Genomic DNA, 23,275 nt, shown 5'->3' on the forward strand with positions numbered 1-23,275 from the left:
CTGGTTGTTCAGATGATGAATCTGTTGTAGCGTCACCACTTGTTTTATTATCAATTTGATTAGAATTTGAAGGTGCTTCATTCTCACTTGAATTATTTATTGGCTTAGTGCTATTTTGCACATTTTTATCTCTATCTGCTATATTGCTACGCTTATGATCTAAATTAGTATTATTCATAGGCGTATTCTTATTGTATTCATTTAGCTCTATCTCTGCCCCTAGTGTCGGTTTAGAAATCAATGTAGCACTTAATGCGATTGCAAAGCTAGATGCGACAAATTTATGTGAAATATGTTTTTTCATAATCTCACCTCCAAATAATTTTTCTTACATTCCTTATCAGTATATTAGAAATCTCCTTATTTTTCATTAAAATCAGGCTTTTGAAAGAAAAAATTAATCTATTTGAAATTTATTGTAAAAAGCTATTTACAAATACAGGTATAATTATTATACTTGATATATAAAATAAATTGATATGAAGGAGTTTTCCGAATGGGACTTTTTAGTAAAAAAGAAGATACACTAGATGTATTTCAAAATGCAGTAGAATCAAGACGTACAATATATAGTTTAGAACAAGAAATTTCAATATCCGATAAAGAGGTAGAGGGCATCATCGAACATGCAATCAAACATGTTCCATCTTCATTTAATGCTCAATCAACTCGTATTGTATTGTTATTAAGCAATAACCATAATAAATTTTGGGATATAACAAAAGAAGAATTAAAAAAATCAATGGGTCCTGATCGTGAGTTCCAAGCAACCTCAGACAAAATTGATAACTTCAAACATTCTTATGGAACAATCCTATATTTTGAAGATCAAGAAGTTGTTGAAGGATTACAAAATCAAATGCCTAACTATGCAGAGAACTTTGCCATTTGGTCAAACCAAACCAATGCAATGCACCAATTTGCAATTTGGACTGCATTAGGTACTAAAGGTATTGGCGCATCATTACAACATTATAATCCACTTGTAGACGTAGCAGTAACTGAAGCATTCGATGTTCCTACTACTTGGAATCTTGTAGCTCAAATGCCTTTTGGTAACGTACGTGATGAGGCTGGAGAAAAAGAATTTCATGATGTAAGCAAACGCTTCTTAGTAAGAAAATAGTTAATTTGAGTTTAAACCATTAATAATACAAGCTTATAGGGTAAAAAGCCTTATCAACTTATAAAAACCAATTCATTTAAAATGAATTGGTTTTTTATTTGAAAGTTCCAATTTTGAACATGCACATTTCTCCCCTGCGCATTTTATAACATCACAGAAACTTGCGTCTAATTTTGAATTTTCAGAATATATCTAGTATATTTATGCTAACAACAATTTAAGGGGCGATCGAGATGAATATAGAAATCTTTCAATTTAAAGTTGAACCAGCAAATGTTTCATTAAATGAAGAAACAATTACAAATTGGTTTGCCGAGTATGTGACAACAGAGACAGATGTCGTAGTTTTACCGGAAATGTGGAATAACGGTTACGCCCTACCTCAGTTAAAAGAACTCGCCGACAATCAATTATCGAGAAGTTTTGAATTTATATCAAAATTAGCAATCCAATATAAAGTTGATGTAATTGCAGGTTCTGTTTCAAATAGCATGAAAGACAACATTTATAATACTGCTTTTGCCGTTTCAAAAAATGGTTATTTATTTAATAGTTATGACAAGGTACATCTCGTACCAATGTTGGATGAGCCTTCATTTTTAACACCTGGTAATGCAGTTCCAGAACCCTTCACACTATCAAATGGTTCTAAAGTTGCACATATTACTTGTTATGATTTACGCTTTCCTGAATTACTTCGCTATCCAGCCCGTAAAGATGCACAAATCGCTTTTTATGTTGCACAATGGCCAGCGGTAAGATTGAATCACTGGACTGCCCTCTTAAAAGCACGCGCCATTGAAAATGATATATTTGTAGTTGGTTGTAATGCTTGTGGAGATGATGGTAAGACTGAATATGCAGGTCATTCTATCGTGATTAACCCTAATGGTGAAGTTATAGCAGAATTAAAAGAAAAACCAGATCATTTAACTTGTGCTATTGATTTAGAGGAAGTAACAAATCAGCGTAACGTAATTCCAGTATTTAAAAATTTAAGACCACATTTATATAAATAATTTCATAATAAAAACCGTGAGCTTGGGAGGGGCTCACGGTTTTTGTAACTTATTATTAAGGGAATGTTTTTTACAGTTATTTCTCTATCTATTTTTGGGGATGTTATTAATTATGAAAAAAATTTAGTGAATTTACCGATTTTAATGATAAATTGAATGATGTTTACGATAGCTTACATGTTAATACTTTAAATTGTCTCTGTTATAGACAATGTTAAAATGATATTAGATTCGAGACTGGGAAGGTTCTGCAAATCTAAATTGGGAATGCTTAAATTAATAAGCTTGTTGTGTACTCAGTAAGTACTATTTTACGAAATCACTAATTGCTGCTGAGATATCTTTTGTCACTACATCAGCCTCCTCTTGTTTGTATTAAAATTGAAAAACGATAACTAATTTTTGTAACTATAACAACTATACGAAGAAAGTACAGTTACAACATCAGCTTATCAATTAAGCCCCTGCTCAAAAGCTTAATTAACTTCATCATTCAAATCAAAATTCAAACAAAAATTGATTAAATGATTTGTAAAATGCTATCACTTCTTTGTGATACAAGTACATTTAACCATGATTTTGAGCTTATTCGTTAAAAAATCCCTAACTCGTCATATTTCATTCCTAAATGTTTGATTTTTTATGTTAAAATTAAAGAGATAAAGATTAGCAACAGTTAGGAACACAAAATATACAGTTAAGCAATAAGACGCATAAAACTTAATTAAAATTGTATAATACGGCTAAGGAGAGAAGCCCAATGTTAAAGTCTATAGATAGCAAAATTGATAGTTTTGCTAAATATCTACAACAACGTAACAACTTAGAACATATTGATTATTTAAAGATGCGTTTAGGTATGCAAGTGTTTGTAGGCAATTTAACCAAAACAATAATAACTTATGGCGTTTCAATCCTTTGCCATCTCTTTTTTTTCACACTAACTGTCCATTTGTCGTACTTTTTAATTAGGCAATATGCACATGGTGCACACGCAAAATCTTCTTTTACATGTCATGTGCAGAATTTATCGTTATTTGTTTTATTACCTTGGTTTATCGGGTATATAGGAGTGTCTTCATTAATTATGTACCTATTAGCAATAATTGGTTTCATTATATTAATAATATACGCGCCAGCTGCTACCAAAAAGCAACCTATACCACAACGATTAGTAAAAGGTAAGAAAATAAAGACAGTCATTGTAACTTTATTATTATTAGTACTATCAATGTTTTTCAGTGAGCCTTACCAACAATTAGTACTTTTAGGAATTATATTGATTGCTATCGCTCAACTACCTATATTTTTCCCTGAGGAGGATGTTTAATTATGCATATCTTTGAATCTATTTTTAGTTTAATCGCGAAATTTTTCTCAACACTAGGTGCAGTAGCCGGTGTAAGACCTTGTTATGGATATTTTGATGAAACAGAAGTACCTAAAGAAATAACAAAATTATACGAATAATTGTCTTAGAAAGTGTGTAGAGTATGGCTATTTTAAACACAATAATGTTATCAATATTTCAAGCAGTATTGCTTTTCATAATTATTAAAATTTTAACAAATGTAACTTATACTTTGAGGGATTATTTTTCCATTATTGGGATTATAATCCCTTCAACCATTTTATTTTTTTATTTTGACTCTAAGTCAATGTTTTTTTTATTAATTGCAAGTGTTATATTTATGTATTTTAAAAACCGCTTTATGGGTGTTGTATCTGTACTCGTTAGCTTTTTCATATTGTATATGGCCAACTTTCTATCAATTTGGTTAGCAACATCATTAATAGATTTATTTTCAGCAAATTATATATTTAATTTAATATACTATTTAATATTCGCTCTTATAATAATGTTCTTTTCAATACTAGGGAGATTTTTCTTCAAAAAACTATCGATATCAGATTTATCATTAAATAAAATCTATTTAATCATTGTTTGCACCTTTCTGTTTATAGTATTATTATTAATCTATTTTTACTTACCTAATCAAAGTCTTTCTTTCGGGGACGCGAAATTTTTAATAGTTATGTATGCTGTATTAATCGTTACGACTGCTGTACTAATCGTTACAATTTCTTTTAGTATCATTCGTCAAATTCAGTACAAACGTAATATGCGTGAAATCGAGAATTACTATAAGTACACTTTACAAATAGAAAAAATTAATCATGAAATGCGTAAATTCAGACATGATTACGTCAACATATTATCAACGATGTCGGATTTTATTAGAGAAAATGATATGGAAGGTTTAGATCAATATTTCCATGAAGAAATCTTACCTATGCAAGACAGTATGCAAATGAACGCCATTAAAATTAATGGCATTGAAAATCTAAAGGTTCGTGAAATCAAAGGTTTATTAACAACAAAAATATTACAAGCTCAAGAAAAAAATATAAGAATTAGTATAGAAGTACCTGAAACAATTGAAAAAATTGAAATGCCTATTATTAATTTGAGTAGAGTTATTGGAATTTTACTTGATAATGCGATTGAAGCTTCTGAAAAAATAATGGACGACCCACTTATCCGAATTGCTTTTATCAAAAATGAAGATGATTCAGTGATGTTTATAGTTATGAATAAATGTGATGCTGATATGCCTCGTGTACATACCCTATTCCAAGAAAATTTCTCTACAAAAGGTAAAAATCGTGGACTCGGACTTTCAACATTAAAAGAATTGACTGATACGACTTCTAATGTTTTATTAGATACAACAATTGATAATAATTATTTCATTCAAAAAGTAGAAATATTAAATACTGATTCATAAGGGTGTGAAAATATGAAAATATTCATATGTGAAGATGATGAAAGACAACGTGAGAATATGATTTCAATTATCAACAATTACATCATGATTGAAGAGAAATCGATGGAAATTGAAGTTGCAACTGCTGATCCTTATGAAGTTTTAGAACGTTCAAAAGATTTAAGTGATATAGGATGTTACTTTTTAGATATACAATTGGAAGCTGACATTAACGGCATTAAGCTTGCTAGTGAAATCCGTAAGCATGACCCTGTAGGTAATATCATTTTTGTTACTAGTCATAGCGAGCTTACATACCTTACTTTTGTTTATAAAGTAGCAGCGATGGACTTTATTTTTAAAGATGACCCAGATGAATTAAAATCTAGAATCATTGATTGTTTAGAAACTTCAGAATCAAGATTGAAATTACTTTCTAAAGAACGCACTGTTGAAACAATTGAATTAAAACGTGGAAGTAATTCGGTATATGTTCAATATGACGATGTCATGTTTTTTGAGTCATCTACTAAATCTCATCGATTGATTGCGCACTTAGATAATAGACAAATTGAATTCTATGGTAATCTTAAAGAACTTAATCAACTTGATGACAGATTCTTTAGATGTCATAACAGTTTCGTTGTTAACAGACATAATATTGAATCTATTGACTCAAAATCTCGCATTGTTTATTTCAAAAACCAAGAACATTGCTTTGCTTCAGTAAGAAATGTTAAAAAAATATAATTCAAAAAAGACTTTGCATAAATTAATATGCAAAGTCTTTTTCATTATATTTTTAATGCCTTATTTACTTCACTTAAACTCGGAATACTCTCTATTGCACCATATTTTGTAGTAACCATTGCTGCTACATAATTACTAAACTCCAAAATATATTGACCTTCGTTTTTCAACAAATGGTATATATCATTTGTATTTGAAGTTACTATTTTACTAATCAAAGCTCCAATAAAAGCGTCTCCTGCCCCCGTCGTGTCAACCGGCTGTACTTTAAACCCTTGATGCGTAATAACTGTACCGTCCTTCAAATATATCATAGCTCCGTCAGCGCCTTTAGTATAAATAACCGCTTCTACATCACCTTGAAATAACCATTGAATCGCTTGTATTTCATCATTCTGACCAGTAACAAAAGTCAATTCTTCATCAGAAATTTTAACGACATTTGATAAGGGGATAAATGATTGTATTGCTTCTTTACACGCATCCTCACTATCCCATAATGGCAAGCGAACGTTGGGGTCAAATACAACTAATCCTTCTGCTGTTTTAACTTTATCAATCAATGCTTTATGTGCATATTTCATAGGGCTTTCTACCAAATCCACCGAACAAAAATGTAACACATCGTTTTCTGTTACATCAATTCCCGCAACTGCTTCAGTTCGGTACAACATATCAGCAGAAGGTTTACGATAAAAGGAAAAATCTCTTTCGCCTTCTTTGGTTAAACTTACAAAAGCTAATGCAGTATTAGCCTCATTCGTACGTTTTAGATACTGTGTACCGACATCCAAATTTTCTAACGTTTCAACTATTAAATCACCAAATGCATCATTTCCTAATTGAGTGATCATTTCAGCTTTGCCGCCTAATTTAGTGGTCGTACATGCAACATTACAAGGTGCGCCTCCCACTTGGCGTGAGAAACCTACAACATCTTTCAATTTAGAGTCAGTCGTATTAGGTATAAAATCAATTAAAGCTTCACCTATTGCAAGCAGTCGTTTCATACTTCTCCATCCTTCAAATCATATTTTGTGAATTTTAAATATACTTGTCCAGATTCTGTAGATGTTTTAATTCCCGTAGCTTCATCGTCTGTAAAAATTCTAGCAGTCATGACACGTTCGCCATCGTTGCAAAATATTTCGACACTCGATGTATCGATAAATAATTGTAACTGTGTCAAAGGTGTATCTAAATAGGTCGTTCTTGTTGTACTCTCGACTGGATCTGGCAACAAACCACTTTCACTACGATCTAAAGTTAATTTTTGTGCTTTCTTATTATAAGTAAGCAGCGTGGTTTGTGTTTTTGAAGTACGCACTTCAAAATATACTTCAGTTGAATCGTTTTCTAAAATATCGATGATTAATTCAAATTGTTTTCCTTCATAAGGATACAATTGTCTCGTAAATTTATTTGCATATCCTAGTGCAGTTTCTTTATTTGTTCTTAATTGTTGGAGGGATTTCACAGGTCGTTGTTTTAAATTACCCGCTTCAATCGATAGTACACGTGGGATGGTTAAACAATGTGCCCATCCATCAACATCAGATGGATAATTAATCTCCGGCAATCCCATCCAGCCAATTAATATTCTCTGTCCATGCTCATCTATAAACGTTTGTGGCGCATAAAAATCAAAACCGTGGTCAAGCTCAAAAAAGTCTCCATGATTCATCATTAAATTATCAATGTCATATTGTCCCATAATATACCCTGATTGATAAATATTTTTAAAGCGTTCACCTTCTTCATCAATACCTTGTGGGCAAAATAACAACATATCATATCCATCTAAGTTAAAGTAATCTGGACATTCCCACATATAGCCAAATGAATCTAAATTAGTATGAACTTCGCCTTGAAACTCCCAATTCACAATATCCGTTGAACGATATTGAATCACTCTTCCTTGTTCTTGTTCATTTTGAGCTCCAATTACAGCATAATAGACGCCGTCTTTTGAAAATACTTTAGGGTCTCTGAAATGCTGTGTATATCCAAATGGTGGTTCAGCAATGACCGCTTTAGGAAACTTTTTAACTTCACCTTGTGCATTTGCTTTTGCAATATGTTGCGTAGAAATTCTATTCCAATCTTCATCCCGATGATTTGCCGTGTACATATAATATATATGATTATTATATACAAATGCACTACCACTATAAACGCCATGACTATCATCTTTAGTGTCTGGCTTTAATGATGGTCCCACATCTTCAAAATGTACTAAATCCTTACTTGTATATGTATACCAATATTTCAAGCCATGGACTGGGCCTAAAGGAAACCATTGATGTGATATATAATACGTCCCGTCATAATATATCAGTCCATTAGGATCGTTTAATAATCCTGTTTTAGGTTGTAAATGAAACGTTTGTCTATACTTAGATTGATTAACTTGAGCTGTTAAATCATCTAATGTTTGCTGATCAACGTCCTCATATCTTTGATAGCGTTCATCTCTTGTCCACTCAGCCATTACTATTTTCCTCCTACTATCCAATATTCAAACTTTATTCTATGTAATGGTACCGGTTCCATTACTATTCATTTTATATTATCATGCTTTACTTAATTTTTAAATGAAAGACTCACATCAATAGTGATACGTTGCTCTATCGGTTGATGTCGAATCATTAGATTGAGTTTGCTCATTGCTACTTCACCAGCATATTCAAAATGATAATTAACCGTATGAATTGAGGGAGAGACAATTTCTGTAACTGGATCACCACCAAAACCAACAATAAATTTATCCTTATTTTGCTTAGCGTCTTCTGAGGTAACTTTATGTACAGCTAATGCGATGGAATCTGTGGCTCCAACAACTGCGTCATAATTAGGTTGAGCTCGCAATGTTTTTGATACATCAATCATTGCTTCTTTATAATTAAATGAGGTCTGTGAAATATGCGGATTGACATCATGTTTCGCTAAGCCAGTGATTAACCCTTTTTTTCTATGTATACCTACAGCAATATCGGTTTCTGTAACTCCAAAAAATTGGATGTTTTTAAAACCGTTTGATCCGAGTACATCACCTACCATATAACCTGCATGAAAATCATTATGAATAATACAGTGCAAGTCCTTATGTTCTTGACCAACAATGATAACAGGAACATCAATTTTATTAATCACTTCTATATGTCTATCTGTAATTTCTGTAGCCATAAAAATAATTCCATCGACTTTACTTCTATAAAATGTTTCTAGTGCATCGATTTCCAGTTCTGTATCGATATTCGTATAATTAAGCAATAATCTATAATTCAAATCATCACAAACTGTCTTAACACCTTTGATTGTTTCATCTACAGCGTAAGAGTTCATTCTAGGTATAATCGCACCTATCATATTGGTTCTATGTGCTCTTAAGCTTTGTGCAAACTGATTGGGTTGGTAATCATTTTCCTGAATGATTTTATCCAACTTCTGCTTAGTTTTTAAACTTACCGAGCCATTATTAAGATATCTTGAAACTGTACTCTTTGATACGCCAGCAATTTTTGCAATATCAGATATATTTTTCATATTCTCTCACTCTCATTAATAAGCTATTCTCAACATGATTAATTCTATCATATTGCAACCGCTTTAAATACTATTTAAAATAAAAACCAACTTGATACCTTAGGTGTTTTCACCTAATTATAGCAAGTTGGTTCGCGTTTCATTTATTCAGCTTTTTGAATTGTAATTGTCCAAGAAGCGTCGTCTAATTGTTCATAGTTTGTTATCGGGTATCCTTTTTCAGCTGCCCAATTAGGTAAAGCTTCTGTTGCCTGTGTACAATCAAAATCTATTTTTAGTTCTTCACCGTTATCCATTGTGTCCATTTTCTTTTGTGCTTCTATAAGTGGAAATGGACAAACCATTCCAACAGTTCCTAATTCATGTACCATAATTAAATTCCTCCCTTAATAATTAAGTCGTTTGAGTTTGTGTTGAAACCGTGCTTTCATTAGCTTGTTGGCGTTGCGCTTTTTTCATTGGTTTTATAAATATAAAGTAACTCATAAACCAAGCTCCCAAAATCATAGACGCAAGTGCAATCCAACCTTTCCATGACATCGTTGCGGTTTCTACTAGACCATTACCTATCGAACAACCACCAGCTACAGAAGCGCCAAATCCCATACATACGCCACCAATAACACTATTACGTATTGTCTTTTTATCAGGCATTCTCCACTTGAATTCTTTAGCGCCTTTCGCAGCAATATAAGAACCAACGAATATCCCTAGAACAAGGAATACTCCCCAGTCTATCAATTTCAAATCACCAGTTACAAAAAATTGAACTATATTTGCAGATGGTGTCGTAATACCAAGTCCATACATTCTTCCTGTTGATTCACTCACAGGCCATGCAAGTAATGCGATTAGCCCAACAGCAATTGCTGCAACAAATGGATGATATTTTTTCTCGAATAAATAATGTCTTATACCTGTATATTTTTGCTTTAATTTCGGTATAGCAAATTTAGGTTTGGGTTTACGTAACGTTTTGACAACAAGAAGAATCGTGATTATTGTAAGTAACGCGACCCAAATCCATGTTGGTATACCTGTCGTTTGTGACATACTTGCATTTACATTTGTCGGTTTGTTCACACCATCCATCAATGGTAACAGCAAACCAAATTTTGTTGCTGCTGCAGTGAAGCCATAGGCAATAAGTGCCATCCAGCTTCCTATTAAACCTTCTCCAGCTCTATACCACGTACCTGTAGCACAGCCTCCAGATAAAATAATACCAATACCAAAAATAAATGAACCTATCACTGTTCCAATGATTGGATACGTAGATTCTGGAATTTCTACTAAGCCCGTTGATGTTAAAATTAATAATCCAATACTTTGTACGGAAATTGCAATTAACAATGCATAAAACATTTTATTGCTTTTTTGAACGTACATATCTCTAAATCCACCAGCTAAACAAAATCGTGTTCTTTGCATAACAAAGCCTAAAAGCGCACCAACGATTAGTCCACTGATTACTAACCACGTCATATTATTACCTCTTTCCCGATAAAATCAATATGATTTATCATATTAAATTTTTCACTAAATATCAAGCCCGTTTGCTCATATTTTATAAAGTATTAATTGTGAAAACGGCAGTAGTTAGTAGTAATCATCTATCTAAATACAAAAACTAGCTTTTTTTAAACACTCTCCACTAAACATGTGTCTCGTGTAAATAAAAAAGCTAGCTTATTTTCATATGCTTTATTTGTTACTATAATTTTTCATAAAGAATAATAAGGATTGTAATTCAATACCTAAATCAATATGATGTACTTGAACATCTGATGGTGCCAGAACACGACTTGGTGTAAAGTTCAAAATACCTTTTACACCCGCTTTTACTAAAGTGTCGGCGATTTGCTGCGCTGCTTCTTCAGGTGTTGTTAAAATCACTACATCTATATGTTCTTGCGCTAATATATCCGTAATTTTTTCAAACGGACTAACTGTTACTTTCCCTATTTGCGTCCCTATAATTTCATCTCGTATATCAAAAGCTTCCGTTATTGTCATCTCATCATGTATTGAGAAGTTGTATGTTAATAATGCTTTACCTAAATTCCCAACACCTACAATTGCAATTTTTATCTCGTCATTTTCACTTATCTCATTTTTAAAAAAATGTAATAAGCTATCTATATTATAGCCATAGCCTTTCTTGCCTAATTCCCCAAAATATGAAAAATCACGACGAATAGTTGCAGAATCAATGTTTAAGCCCTCGCTTATAGCTTTTGAATTAACTCTATCTATGCCTTTAGATTTCAAAGTATTGACGAATCTATAATACAACGGTAAACGTTTCAATGTGGCACGAGGAATCTTTTCGCTTTGATTAGCCAAGATCATGTCCCCCTATTTCATTATCTGTTGCTGATTTATCTTATAATCACTACAACATTATACATTAATGAATAATAAAAATAAACAATGATAGTTTTAACCATGCGCTGAATACTGTAGAATGATAGTGAATAGAGAGGTGCAAATCGGATGATATTATTACAACTCAATGATTTAACTAAATCATTCGACGGAGAAGATATTTTTAATAATGTAGATTTTGAAGTTAAAACTGGTGAACGTATTGGTATTGTAGGACGTAACGGTGCCGGAAAATCTACTTTAATGAAAATCATTGCTGGCGTCGAGACATATGATAGCGGTCAAGTTTCAAAAAGCAAAAATCTCAAGCTTGGCTATTTAACACAACAAATGACTTTAAATACAAATCAAACTGTTTTTGATGAAATGTCGAAGCCATTTGAAAGTATGAAAAAATTAGAATCAGAAATGAAATTTGAGACAGACTGGTTAGCGCAACACGCTGATGAATATGATACTGAGTCATATAAAACGCACATCGATCGCTATGAGTCTCTATCTAATCAATTTGAGCAACAAGAAGGTTACCAATATGAAAGTAAGATTAAGACTGTACTTCATGGTCTGAATTTTAGTGAAGCGGATTTTAATCGCCCAATTAATGATTTTAGTGGTGGTCAAAAGACCAGGTTATCTTTAGCTCAGATGTTACTTAGCGAACCTGATTTGCTATTACTTGATGAACCTACCAACCATTTAGATATGGAAACTACTCAATGGTTGGAAAGTTATCTTAATTATTTCAAAGGCGCTATCGTTATTATCAGTCACGATAGATATTTTTTAGATAAAATCGTCAATCAAATATATGATGTTGCGCTCGGTGATGTACAACATTATGTAGGTAATTACGGACAATTCATAGAACAAAGGGATAAATATTACGAAAAACGTATGCAAGAATACGAAAGTCAACAAGCTGAAATTAAGCGACTTGAAACATTCGTAGAGAAAAACATCGCCCGTGCTTCAACTACGGGTATGGCAAAAAGTCGACGAAAAATGTTAGAAAAAATTGAAAGAGTTAACAAACCTATGATTGATGCTAAAAGCGCCAATATACAGTTCGATTTTGATAGAAATACTGGAAATGATGTATTTCATATTAAAAACCTAGAAATTGGTTATGAAGAAGCTATTACAAAAGGCATTAATATCGAAGTCACTAAAGGAGACCATATTGCAATCATTGGTCCTAATGGTATTGGAAAGTCTACTTTAATCAAGACAATCGCTGGTCTCCAGCAAAAGATTAATGGAGAAATTACTACAGGCGCAAATTTAAAAGTTGGCTATTACGATCAAAAACAAGCTGAATTTAAATCAAACAAAACAATCCTTGATTATTTATGGGACCAATATCCAACGATGAATGAAAAAGACATTCGAGCTGTTTTAGGTCGTTTCTTATTTGTGCAAGACGATGTCAAAAAAATCATCAATGACTTGTCTGGTGGAGAAAAAGCGCGCCTTCAACTTGCCCTTCTGATGCTTGAGCGTAATAACGTACTTATTTTAGATGAACCAACTAACCATCTAGACATAGACTCTAAAGAAATGCTTGAACAAGCATTGTCAGATTTTGAAGGCACAATCTTATTTGTATCACATGATCGTTATTTTATAAACGAACTTGCAAATAAAGTTTATGATTTGGACACAACTGGTGGAACAATGTATTTAGGTGATTATCAGTATTACATTGAAAAATTAGAAGAAAAAGCAGCGATTCAAGCGAAAAAAGAATTAGATAATCCTACAAAAACAGAGGTAAGTGCTTCACAAAACCATAATTATGTTGACCAAAAACAACAAAAACGAGAACAACGACAAGTTGAACGTAAAATAGAACAATGTGAAACAAATATTGAAACTTATGAACAAGAAATAAATGATATAAATGAACAACTCACACAGCCTGACGTATATTCTAATCCAGAAAAGGCAAATGATTTAGCAATTGAAAAAGAAATAGCCGAACAAAAGTTAGAACAAGTCATGGATGAGTGGGCAGAATTACAAGAAATGTTAATATAATCGCTATAAGCGCAATTGAGCTCAAGTAAAATTTTCTACTTCAGCTCTTTTTTTATACTCATTCTATTCACATTAGCTTTGCCGTCACAATAGCTATCCACAGAGTTATCCTAGTTATACACAAGTAATAAGTAACTTTTATCCATTTTCAATTTTCAGATATTAACCTATATCCACACACATAACCACTAGTTATCCACAAGTTATACACTATTTGTTGATAAGTACGCACGTTCTCTATTGACATTCTATATAAACTATAATGTTCAACTGATTTCATTCTTTTTACCTATGTAATCATGTCAAAGTTGTTACGCATTATGCAATTCCCAGAACAAATCTATAAACGCGCAAAATCTGTTACATCAAAAAATGATTAATCAAAAAGATGCCTAGCCTAGTCAAATAGGTTATGGCATCTTTTTATAATTTATTCTGCATTAATCATCCAAGTTACACCAAATGGGTCATTAAACATACCGTATAGTTCAGACCACTCTGTCTTACCTAATGGCATCGTAGCTTTACATCCGCCTTCTACCGCTTTATTAAAAAACGCTTCTGCTTGTTGTTTGTCCGCTTCATTTGAATAATCAAAAGTGAAAGCTACAATCGCGCCACTATTATCAATTTTTTTATTTTTCATTGTATCACTACAATAAAACGTTTCACCTAAAATTTTAAACGATGCATTCATTGTAAAGTTCTTATCAATATCATATTCTTCTGGCATATCTGCAAACATATCATGATCCCCGCCAATACGTTGTATATCTGTCGCCCCTAAGTGCTTTTCATAAAAATTTAACGCAGCTAAACTATTTTGAAAGTTAAAATATTGAACTGATTTCATTAAAATATCCTCCTTTAAAAATGATATTAGTAAGTATTCTTAAACTCTATTATTAGTTAATGCTTCACTAAATTACCTATACCCTTATTTCTCAAATGTAAATTAAAAAATATCTTCTTTAAGATCGTAAATTATGGAAATAACCGTCTTTGTATAAGCTAATGCTAAATATTAACATTTAAATTGCTAATTAATTCATCTAAAAAATTCTCAAAACTAGCGCCATCTCCATATTTGTCAAAGGCAATAAGAAGTGAAATTAAATCTACTTTAAGTTTATAAGACACAAAAAACTCCCCTCAAAGTTTTCACTTTTTAAGTGTCTAATTTGAAGGGAGCATATCAGAATTCAATAGATTGGTGTTATCATCATAAGAAAATATATTTAATGTATATATTGTTCATAGATTCATTTTTTCAAATATTTATTAATATTCAACTGAAAATTGTTCAATATCCATACTATTAAAGCCGTTTAATGTCATATCAGCAGTTACGCCTGCTTGATATAAATAATGACTTGCTGAACCAATCATTGCCGCATTATCTGTACAAAGACTAGGACTCGGTATACAAAGTTTAATGTTATGGGATTCACAGGCTTCTGCTAAATTTGCTCGCAAACCTTTGTTACTTGCCACGCCACCTGCAACAATCAGTTGTTTAACATCATAATGCTCACAAGCTGAAATAGCTTTGCCGACTAAAACTTCTACAACACTATTTTGAAAACTTGTTGCTACGTCTGCTTTGTTAATTTCTTCATCTTTTTGTTTTAAATTATGCAATTTATTAATTACTGCACTTTTCAAACCACTAAAGCTAAAGTCATAGCTATCTTTTTCAAGCCATACTCTAGGAAAATGATAATTATCTTGACCATCTGCTGCTAGACGATCTACTTGTGGGCCACCTGGGTAACTTAGTCCAATTGTTCTCGCTACTTTATCATAAGCTTCACCGACAGCGTCATCTCTTGTCTCTCCTATAACTTCAAAACTCAAGTGATCTTTCATATACACTAATTCTGTATGCCCGCCAGAGACTATTAATGCCATCAGAGGAAACTGTAAAGGCGTTTCTAAATGATTCGCATATATATGTCCTGCAATATGATGAACAGGGATCAATGGTTTATCGTAAGCAAATGCCAAGGCTTTCGCCGCATTAATGCCCACTAATAACGCACCAATTAATCCTGGCCCTTGTGTTACAGCAACTGCATCTATATCATGCATAGTTACATTCGCTTTAACTAACGATTCATCAATAGTAGTTGTTATACCTTCAACATGGTGTCTACTTGCTACTTCTGGCACTACGCCACCAAAACGTTTATGACTCTCAATTTGACTCAATACGATATTACTGAGTATTTCTGTACCATTTTTAATGATACTTACACTTGTTTCATCACAACTCGATTCAATTGCTAATATTAACGTTGCTTCACTCATTAAAATTCACCCACATAACTAATGCATCCTCGCCTTCACCATAATAATTTTTTCGTTTGCCACCATATTTAAAACCTAAGTTTGTGTAAACATGTTGTGCTACATCGTTATCTACACGCACTTCTAAACTCATCATCTCACATTTTTCTCCAACAAAATTCATTACATATTTTAATAAAAGTTGGCCTAAACCATAACCTCTATATCCCTTATCAATAGCGACGGTTGTAATTTGTGCTTGATCAATTACTATCCATAAGCCAATATAACCTATTACCTTCTCATTAAATTCAATAACAAAATAATTTGCAAATTCATTTTGCTCTACCTCGTGATAAAATGCATCAATCGACCAACTACTATCATTAAAGCTATTTCTTTCTATATCAAAGACCTGTGGAACATCTTTTGTGTTCATTAAACGTATATTTAACTCTTGTTCTGTTGGTTTAACCAATTTCTCTCAGCCTCTGATATTTTAATATAGTTTGGTTTAAATTGATGAATATTTTCTGCTGTTTCAATAAGTGGTCTCATATATTTAGCTTGTGGCATATTCGCAATGCAGGTACTATCTAAAAGTTCTTCTAACTTTTCCGAGTCCATCCCTACAAACATATAGGGTTGTCCAGTTTTGTGCAATAAATCCAATAATTCTTCAATTGGTAGATACTGGTCTTGCTCAATTTGAACTAATTGATCCGCTTCATATTGATATACACCTGTATAAACTGCTTCTCTTCTTGCATCAAACACAGGTACAATTAATCTCGTGTCTTCTTTAATCGTTGCAGCAAGTGCCTTGAGTGATGACACACCATACAATTCAGCATTTAAGGCGTATGCTAAAGTTTTTGCAACTGTCACACCTATTCTTAAACCAGTATATGAACCTGGACCTTGTGCTACTACGATGACATCGATATTTTCTTTCACTACTTTACTTTCAGCAATAACTTGTTCGATTGCTGGCATTAATTGTACTGAATGATTTACTTTTTCATTTGAATTCAATTCACTTAACACCTTATCGTCTTGCATTACAGCAACTGACAATGGCTGATTTGAAGTATCAATCAACAGATAGTTCACGTTCAACTGCCTCCTTTATTTTTGCATAGTGGCCACCTTGTGCTTCTATTTCTATATTTCTTTCTGATTCATTTAATGTCGTAATACCAATAGTTAAATAAGTCGGTGGTAAAAACTCAGAAATAAATATACTCCATTCAATTAAAATAACTGCTTCATCTTCAAAATATTCATCAAACCCTAAATCTTCTTCAGAGTCTTCTAATCTATAACAATCCATATGATGTAATTTCAAACTTGATCCTTGATATGATTTTATAATATTAAACGTTGGTGAATTAATATTTCTCTTTACACCTAATGCTTTTCCAACAAATTGACTTAATGTTGTTTTACCAGCACCTAAATCACCATTAAGCAATATGAGGTCACCGGCAGATAAATACTTCGCTAACGTTGTAGCAAAAACCGCCATTCTATCTAAATCCTTAATCTTAATCATATTTCTCTCCCTTTTAAAGCAACTTCACAATTTATTGTGATTAGTTGCTTTTATGCATGTAAAGTGTTAATTTTCAATTTATTGAATTAGTAACGCTTATGCAAGTGCGATTAGCACTTGTATACCTTTAACACTTCTCTTGTACTCCATTATAAAAACTTAGTTCTTCCTATATTAGCTAATTGTATTTTTAATTTATGTTAATCACTATCTATTACTTCAATTTATCTGTTCTATATAAATAACTCTTATAGTTTAACAAATTTTTATCTATTTTACTTCATAGTGAAACAAGTTCTTTCTTTTTTGTAATTGTGTGAATTTAGAGAGAATTCAAAAAAGTTATTGACATGGCTTCGCCAATGTAGTAAATTTAGTTTATCGAATTTTTAGACAATTCAATTAAATAAAAACCATTCATTCGAGAGGAGTATAATAAAATGACCAAAAACCATATGCAATACAAACCAACAACTTCAAATATTTTAGTCATTTTATTATGCTATTAGGACTGGAACTTTAGTGAAGAATCTACTAAACGTTTAAGTCCTCTTTCTAGTTGAATGGGACTTGAAAGCGTCCCAATAATTTATTGGGACGTTTTTTTATTTTCAATTTTAAGGGGGAAACAGTATGAGAAGCGATATGATCAAAAAAGGTGATCAGCAGGCTCCAGCAAGAAGTCTTTTGCATGCTACAGGTGCATTAGAAAAACCAACAGATATGAATAAGCCTTTCGTGGCAATTTGTAATTCATATATTGACATCGTCCCAGGACATGTCCACTTAAGAGAATTAGCAGACATTGCCAAAGAAGCAATTCGTGAAGCAGGTGCTATTCCCTTTGAATTTGACACAATCGGTGTAGATGATGGTATCGCAATGGGTCATATAGGAATGAGATATTCCCTTCCCTCACGAGAAATCATTGCCGATTCTGCTGAAACAGTAATTAACGCACATTGGTTTGACGGCGTATTCTATATTCCTAACTGTGACAAGATTACGCCGGGGATGATACTCGCCTCAGTTAGAACTAATGTTCCAGCCATTTTTTGTTCCGGTGGTCCTATGAAAGCAGGATTATCTTCAGAAGGGAAAGCATTAACACTTTCTTCTATGTTTGAAGCAGTTGGCGCTTTTAAAGATGGTTCAATTTCAAAAGATGAATTTCTAGATATGGAACAAAACGCTTGTCCAACATGTGGTTCTTGTTCTGGTATGTTCACCGCAAATTCAATGAACTGTTTAATGGAAGTTTTAGGTTTATCCCTTCCATATAATGGAACAGCATTAGCAGTGAGTGATCAACGTAGAGAAATGATTAGAGAAGCCGCATTCAAATTAGTAGATAATATTAAAAATGATATTAAACCAAGAGATATCGTAACTCGTGAAGCAATTGATGATGCTTTTGCGCTAGACATGGCAATGGGTGGTTCTACAAACACTGTACTTCACACATTAGCAATTGCAAACGAAGCAGGTATCGATTATGACTTAACAAGAATTAATGAAATAGCTAAGAAAACACCTTACCTTTCAAAAATTGCACCTAGTTCTTCTTATTCAATGCATGATGTACATGAAGCGGGTGGCGTTCCAGCAATTATTAATGAACTATTTAAAAGAGAAGGTACCTTACACCCAGATAGAATTACAGCAACAGGCAAGACCCTTCGTGAAAATAATGAAGGTAAAGCAATTTTAAATAGCGATGTAATCAGACATTTAGATAACCCTTACGACAAACAAGGAGGTCTTTCAATTTTATACGGTAATTTAGCTCCAAAAGGTGCCGTCATTAAAGTGGGTGGTGTAGATCCTTCAATTAAAGTATTTAAAGGTAAGGCAATTTGTTTTGATTCACATGATGATGCAGTAGAAGCAATTGATAATCACGTTGTTCGAGAAGGTCATGTTGTTGTCATAAGATATGAAGGACCTAAAGGTGGTCCAGGCATGCCTGAAATGTTAGCCCCCACTTCTTCAATCGTAGGAAGAGGATTAGGTAAAGATGTCGCGTTAATTACAGATGGCCGTTTCTCAGGTGCAACTCGAGGCATTGCTGTAGGACATATATCACCTGAAGCAGCTTCTGGTGGACCTATTGGACTAATTAGAGATGATGATGAAATTACTATTGATTTAACCAACCGAACATTAAATGTCGAAGTATCAAATGACATTTTGGAAGCTAGAAAACAAGATGTGAAACCATTTAAAGCAAAAGTAAAAACTGGTTATCTTGCACGTTACACCGCACTCGTTACAAGTGCTAATACTGGTGGCGTAATGCAAGTCCCCGAAAATCTCATTTAAGGAGTGAGCTCAATGTCTAAATATACTGAAACACTTGAAATAGAAAAATCAGAAAATTTTGAATCTTTGGAAGCAGTAGAACCAATTGAACCTGAAGTTGAATTAGAACAAGAGACAATTGATGAAATGAAATCTGGTTCAGAATTATTAGTTGAATCATTGGTAAATGAGCGTGTTGATTTTATATTTGGTTACCCAGGAGGCGCTGTTCTCCCTCTTTATGACACTCTATATGACGGAAAAATCAAGCATATCTTAGCTCGTCATGAACAAGGTGCAACACACGCTGCTGAAGGTTATGCACGTGTATCTGGTAATACAGGCGTAGTGGTTGTTACAAGTGGACCAGGAGCTACAAATGCGATAACTGGTATTGCTGATGCATACAGCGACTCTTTACCTTTAGTAGTTATCACAGGCCAAGTAGCAACGCCTGGTATCGGTAAGGATGCATTCCAAGAAGCAGACTTACTCTCTATGACAACACCAATTACTAAGCACAACTATCAAGTCAAAAATGTACAAGATATTCCAAAAATTATCCATGAAGCTTTTCATATCGCTAATACTGGAAGAAAAGGACCAGTAGTAATCGATTTCCCTAAAGATATGGGTGTTCTATCAACGAATGCACAAGTTACTAATGAATTAGAATTACCTGGTTACACAATACCTAATAAACCAAAAAAAGATGATATACAAAAATTGAGAGATTTTTTAAAGAGTGCTAAAAAACCTTTAGTACTTTCAGGTGCAGGCATCAATCATGCCAAAGCAAACGATCTATTCACTGAATTTGTAAGTAGACATCAATTACCAGTTGTAAGTACATTACTTGGTCTCGGTGCAATTCCATACGACCATCCCCTATTTTTAGGTATGGGTGGTATGCATGGATCATACGCAAGTAATATGGCATTAACTGAATGTGATTTACTTATTAACTTCGGTAGCCGCTTTGATGACAGATTAGCTAGTAATCCTGATGAATTCGCACCAAATGCCAAAATCGTTCATATTGATATCGATCCATCTGAAATCAACAAAATTATTAAAGTTGATTTGGGTATTGTTGCCGATTGTAAAGCGACATTAGAATTTCTACTCGATTTCGATAGTTATTCAATTAAACACGAAGATTGGTTAGAAACATGTAACGAAAATAAAATACAACAACCATTTGCATACAGCGATGATGAAGATGGTGTATTTTCAAAACCACAACGTGCAATTGAATATATCGGAGAAATTACAAATGGTGATGCAATCGTAACTACAGACGTAGGGCAACATCAAATGTGGGTTGCACAATACTATCCATTTAAAAACCACGGTCAGCTTGTTACAAGTGGTGGTTTAGGCACAATGGGCTTTGGTATACCAGCAGCAATTGGAGCTAAATTAGCGGAACCAGATAAACCAGTCGTAGCTTTTGTAGGCGATGGGGGTTTCCAAATGACCAACCAAGAGATGGGCATTTTAGAAGAATATGGCATTGATATTAAAATCGTAATCGTAAATAACGGCACGCTTGGCATGGTAAAACAATGGCAAGATAAATTCTTTAATAAACGTTTTTCACATTCTGTATTTAATGGACAACCAGACTTTATTAAGCTCTCTGAAGCATATAATGTAAAAGCTTATCTCATAGATGATCCTACACACTTAGAACAAAAATTGGATGAGGCTTTCCAACATGACGGACCAGCTTTAATTGATGTTCGTATTTCACCAGTTGAAATTGTCTCTCCTATGGTACCAAGTGGTAAAGCAAACCATGAGATGGAGGGTCTATTATGAGAAGAACATTTAGAACAAAAGTAAGAGATAAAGCAGGTACATTAAATAGATTAACTAGTATTTTTGTACGAAGACAATTCAATATCGTTAATCTATCCGCAACACCTACACTAGAAGAAGGTATTTCTAATATTACTTTTGTAGCAGAAATACCTGATACAGATGTGTTACGCACGCTACTTCAGCAACTTGAAAAGCAAATTAATATTATTGAGGTTGAAGATATAACAGATACAAATACCTACAATAGAGAGTTGGTACTTGTGAAATTACAAACACCCAACAATCATCAAGAATTACAAAATTTAATCAAACCTTATGATGCGCTAGTCTCTATATTGAAAAATGAAGAAACTTATACGTACCTTCAGGCTTCAGGTCCACAATATACGATGGATAATTTATTAGACGATCTATCATCATATAAAATCGAACAAGTCTCACGTACGGGTTCGGCAGGTATTATTTAGCTTAAGTATTAATATTTCAACAAAAATTTCAAAACACATGGAGGATTATATTATGACAACAGTTTATTATGATGAAACAGTAAAGAAAGATGCATTACAAGGTAAAAAAGTAGCAGTTTTAGGTTATGGATCTCAAGGTCACGCTCATGCACAAAACTTAAAAGACAATGGCTATGACGTAATCATTGGTATCAGACCTGGACGTTCTTTTGATAAAGCAAAAGATGACGGCTTCGAAGTATATCCTGTAAATGAAGCAGCAAAACAAGCTGATGTCATTATGGTACTTCTACCAGATGAAGCTCAAGGAAAAATATATAAAGAAGAAATCGAACCCAATCTAGAAGAAAACAATGCATTAGTTTTCGCTCATGGTTTTAATATTCACTTTGATGTTATCAACCCACCAGAAAACGTTGACGTATTCTTAGTAGCTCCAAAAGGTCCTGGACATCTAGTTCGTCGTACTTTTGCGGAAGGTAGTGCAGTCCCTGCCCTATTCGCAGTAGAACAAGATGCAAGCGGAGAAGCTACAGACTTAGCCTTAAGCTATGCTAAAGGCATCGGTGCTACACGTGCTGGGGTATTAGAAACATCATTCAAAGAAGAAACTGAAACAGATTTATTTGGTGAACAAGCTGTTCTTTGTGGTGGTACAACTAAATTAATCCAAACTGGTTTCGAAACATTAGTTGAAGCTGGATACCAACCAGAGATTGCTTATTTCGAAGTATTACATGAAATGAAACTTATCGTAGACCTATTATACGAAGGTGGCATGGAAAACATGCGTTATTCAATTTCAAATACAGCAGAATTTGGTGACTATGTATCTGGACCTCGTATCATTACTCCAGACGTTAAAGATAATATGAAAGCAGTACTAGAAGATATTCAACAAGGAAAATTCAGTAATCGTTTCATTAAAGATAATGAAAATAATTTTGAAGAGTTCCACAAACTACGTGAAGAACAACATGGCCATCAAATCGAAGCAGTTGGTAGAGACCTACGTGAAATGATGCCATTCATTAAATCTAAAAGCATTGAAAAATAATTAGATTCAACCTTTAAATTAATCGTAATTGGAGAATCACACTTAGTATGAAATATGTGATTGCTTAAAAATGCAGCTACTTTTCTCATAAAAGTGTGTTTCTTCATTACTTACGATTATATGAGTCTAAAATTCATTTATAGGA

General features: G+C 33.1%; 22 protein-coding genes and 1 pseudogene. 11 read left to right on the plus strand and 12 right to left on the minus strand.

All coding sequences use genetic code 11. The features are described from left to right. Window positions 1-304: pseudogene (locus M4L39_RS14020) on the minus strand (SdrH family protein); the annotation flags it as partial. A 192-nt stretch (window positions 305-496) separates the two neighbouring features. Here M4L39_RS14020 and M4L39_RS14025 point away from each other — a divergent pair. The 6 genes from M4L39_RS14025 to agrA all read left to right on the plus strand — a co-directional run bounded on the left by M4L39_RS14025 (window position 497) and on the right by agrA (window position 5,663). After that, window positions 497-1,126, plus strand: coding sequence for a nitroreductase family protein (locus M4L39_RS14025; RefSeq protein WP_277582544.1), 630 nt, complete (start codon window positions 497-499; stop codon window positions 1,124-1,126). A 233-nt stretch (window positions 1,127-1,359) separates the two neighbouring features. Continuing rightward, window positions 1,360-2,145, plus strand: coding sequence for a carbon-nitrogen family hydrolase (locus M4L39_RS14030; RefSeq protein ID WP_277582545.1), 786 nt, complete (start codon window positions 1,360-1,362; stop codon window positions 2,143-2,145). Window positions 2,146-2,905: 760 nt separating this feature from the next. Beyond that, the gene (locus M4L39_RS14035) at window positions 2,906-3,475 is read left to right on the plus strand and encodes an accessory gene regulator AgrB (RefSeq protein ID WP_277582546.1); all 570 of its coding nucleotides are present in this window, start codon (window positions 2,906-2,908) and stop codon (window positions 3,473-3,475) included. A gap of 2 nt (window positions 3,476-3,477) precedes the next feature. Continuing rightward, window positions 3,478-3,615, plus strand: a complete 138-nt coding sequence (agrD, locus tag M4L39_RS14040; protein WP_277582547.1) for a cyclic lactone autoinducer peptide AgrD — start codon at window positions 3,478-3,480, stop codon at window positions 3,613-3,615. Between the two features lie 23 nt (window positions 3,616-3,638). Further along, a complete protein-coding gene (gene agrC / locus M4L39_RS14045) occupies window positions 3,639-4,934 on the plus strand; it encodes a quorum-sensing sensor histidine kinase AgrC (RefSeq protein WP_277582548.1) in 1,296 nt (431 codons plus the stop codon). Between the two features lie 12 nt (window positions 4,935-4,946). Further along, complete coding sequence (gene agrA / locus M4L39_RS14050) at window positions 4,947-5,663, plus strand: quorum-sensing response regulator AgrA (RefSeq protein ID WP_277582549.1); 717 nt, start codon at window positions 4,947-4,949, stop codon at window positions 5,661-5,663. A 44-nt stretch (window positions 5,664-5,707) separates the two neighbouring features. On the opposite strand, the gene M4L39_RS14055 is transcribed toward agrA, so the two are convergent. The 6 genes from M4L39_RS14055 to M4L39_RS14080 form a co-directional block, all read right to left on the minus strand. Next, complete coding sequence (locus M4L39_RS14055) at window positions 5,708-6,673, minus strand: carbohydrate kinase family protein (protein WP_277582550.1); 966 nt, start codon at window positions 6,671-6,673, stop codon at window positions 5,708-5,710. Further along, window positions 6,670-8,154, minus strand: a complete 1,485-nt coding sequence (locus M4L39_RS14060; protein ID WP_277582551.1) for a sucrose-6-phosphate hydrolase — start codon at window positions 8,152-8,154, stop codon at window positions 6,670-6,672. The genes M4L39_RS14055 and M4L39_RS14060 overlap by 4 nt, the downstream gene beginning before the upstream one ends. 92 nt (window positions 8,155-8,246) lie before the next feature. Continuing rightward, a complete protein-coding gene (locus M4L39_RS14065) occupies window positions 8,247-9,209 on the minus strand; it encodes a LacI family DNA-binding transcriptional regulator (RefSeq protein WP_277582552.1) in 963 nt (320 codons plus the stop codon). A gap of 143 nt (window positions 9,210-9,352) precedes the next feature. Next, window positions 9,353-9,580 (minus strand): sulfurtransferase TusA family protein, encoded by a 228-nt coding sequence (locus tag M4L39_RS14070; RefSeq protein ID WP_277582553.1) that lies wholly within the window; start codon window positions 9,578-9,580, stop codon window positions 9,353-9,355. A 22-nt stretch (window positions 9,581-9,602) separates the two neighbouring features. After that, window positions 9,603-10,694 (minus strand): YeeE/YedE family protein, encoded by a 1,092-nt coding sequence (locus tag M4L39_RS14075; RefSeq protein ID WP_277582554.1) that lies wholly within the window; start codon window positions 10,692-10,694, stop codon window positions 9,603-9,605. A gap of 219 nt (window positions 10,695-10,913) precedes the next feature. After that, complete coding sequence (locus M4L39_RS14080; RefSeq protein WP_277582555.1) at window positions 10,914-11,561, minus strand: redox-sensing transcriptional repressor Rex; 648 nt, start codon at window positions 11,559-11,561, stop codon at window positions 10,914-10,916. 144 nt (window positions 11,562-11,705) lie between these two features. Between M4L39_RS14080 and M4L39_RS14085 the strand changes: the two genes are divergently transcribed. After that, window positions 11,706-13,634, plus strand: coding sequence for an ABC-F family ATP-binding cassette domain-containing protein (locus tag M4L39_RS14085; RefSeq protein ID WP_277582556.1), 1,929 nt, complete (start codon window positions 11,706-11,708; stop codon window positions 13,632-13,634). A 430-nt stretch (window positions 13,635-14,064) separates the two neighbouring features. On the opposite strand, the gene M4L39_RS14090 is transcribed toward M4L39_RS14085, so the two are convergent. The 5 genes from M4L39_RS14090 to tsaE all read right to left on the minus strand — a co-directional run bounded on the left by M4L39_RS14090 (window position 14,065) and on the right by tsaE (window position 17,478). Then, entirely contained in the window at window positions 14,065-14,487 is a 423-nt protein-coding gene (locus tag M4L39_RS14090; RefSeq protein ID WP_277582557.1) for a glyoxalase/bleomycin resistance/extradiol dioxygenase family protein, read from the minus strand. A 428-nt stretch (window positions 14,488-14,915) separates the two neighbouring features. Beyond that, on the minus strand, window positions 14,916-15,944 hold the full coding sequence (tsaD, locus tag M4L39_RS14095; protein ID WP_277582558.1) for a tRNA (adenosine(37)-N6)-threonylcarbamoyltransferase complex transferase subunit TsaD: 1,029 nt from the start codon (window positions 15,942-15,944) through the stop codon (window positions 14,916-14,918). Further along, entirely contained in the window at window positions 15,937-16,401 is a 465-nt protein-coding gene (rimI, locus tag M4L39_RS14100) for a ribosomal protein S18-alanine N-acetyltransferase (RefSeq protein WP_277582559.1), read from the minus strand. The genes tsaD and rimI overlap by 8 nt, the downstream gene beginning before the upstream one ends. After that, window positions 16,374-17,036, minus strand: coding sequence for a tRNA (adenosine(37)-N6)-threonylcarbamoyltransferase complex dimerization subunit type 1 TsaB (gene tsaB / locus M4L39_RS14105; RefSeq protein WP_277582560.1), 663 nt, complete (start codon window positions 17,034-17,036; stop codon window positions 16,374-16,376). Before tsaB ends, rimI begins: the two co-directional genes overlap by 28 nt. Next, the gene (gene tsaE / locus M4L39_RS14110; RefSeq protein WP_277582561.1) at window positions 17,017-17,478 is read right to left on the minus strand and encodes a tRNA (adenosine(37)-N6)-threonylcarbamoyltransferase complex ATPase subunit type 1 TsaE; all 462 of its coding nucleotides are present in this window, start codon (window positions 17,476-17,478) and stop codon (window positions 17,017-17,019) included. Before tsaE ends, tsaB begins: the two co-directional genes overlap by 20 nt. 633 nt (window positions 17,479-18,111) lie before the next feature. Here tsaE and ilvD point away from each other — a divergent pair. From ilvD to ilvC, 4 genes are read left to right on the plus strand one after another with little or no spacing between them, the layout of a single operon-like run. Next, the gene (gene ilvD / locus M4L39_RS14115) at window positions 18,112-19,800 is read left to right on the plus strand and encodes a dihydroxy-acid dehydratase (protein ID WP_277582562.1); all 1,689 of its coding nucleotides are present in this window, start codon (window positions 18,112-18,114) and stop codon (window positions 19,798-19,800) included. Window positions 19,801-19,812: 12 nt separating this feature from the next. Next, on the plus strand, window positions 19,813-21,603 hold the full coding sequence (ilvB, locus tag M4L39_RS14120; protein WP_277582563.1) for a biosynthetic-type acetolactate synthase large subunit: 1,791 nt from the start codon (window positions 19,813-19,815) through the stop codon (window positions 21,601-21,603). Next, on the plus strand, window positions 21,600-22,073 hold the full coding sequence (gene ilvN, locus M4L39_RS14125) for an acetolactate synthase small subunit (RefSeq protein WP_002507123.1): 474 nt from the start codon (window positions 21,600-21,602) through the stop codon (window positions 22,071-22,073). The genes ilvB and ilvN overlap by 4 nt, the downstream gene beginning before the upstream one ends. A 52-nt stretch (window positions 22,074-22,125) precedes the next feature. Continuing rightward, entirely contained in the window at window positions 22,126-23,130 is a 1,005-nt protein-coding gene (gene ilvC / locus M4L39_RS14130) for a ketol-acid reductoisomerase (protein WP_346817097.1), read from the plus strand. Window positions 23,131-23,275 lie beyond the last annotated feature (145 nt).

This window comes from Staphylococcus equorum (assembly GCF_029531845.1).
Taxonomy (GTDB): Bacteria; Bacillota; Bacilli; order Staphylococcales; family Staphylococcaceae; genus Staphylococcus; species Staphylococcus equorum_C.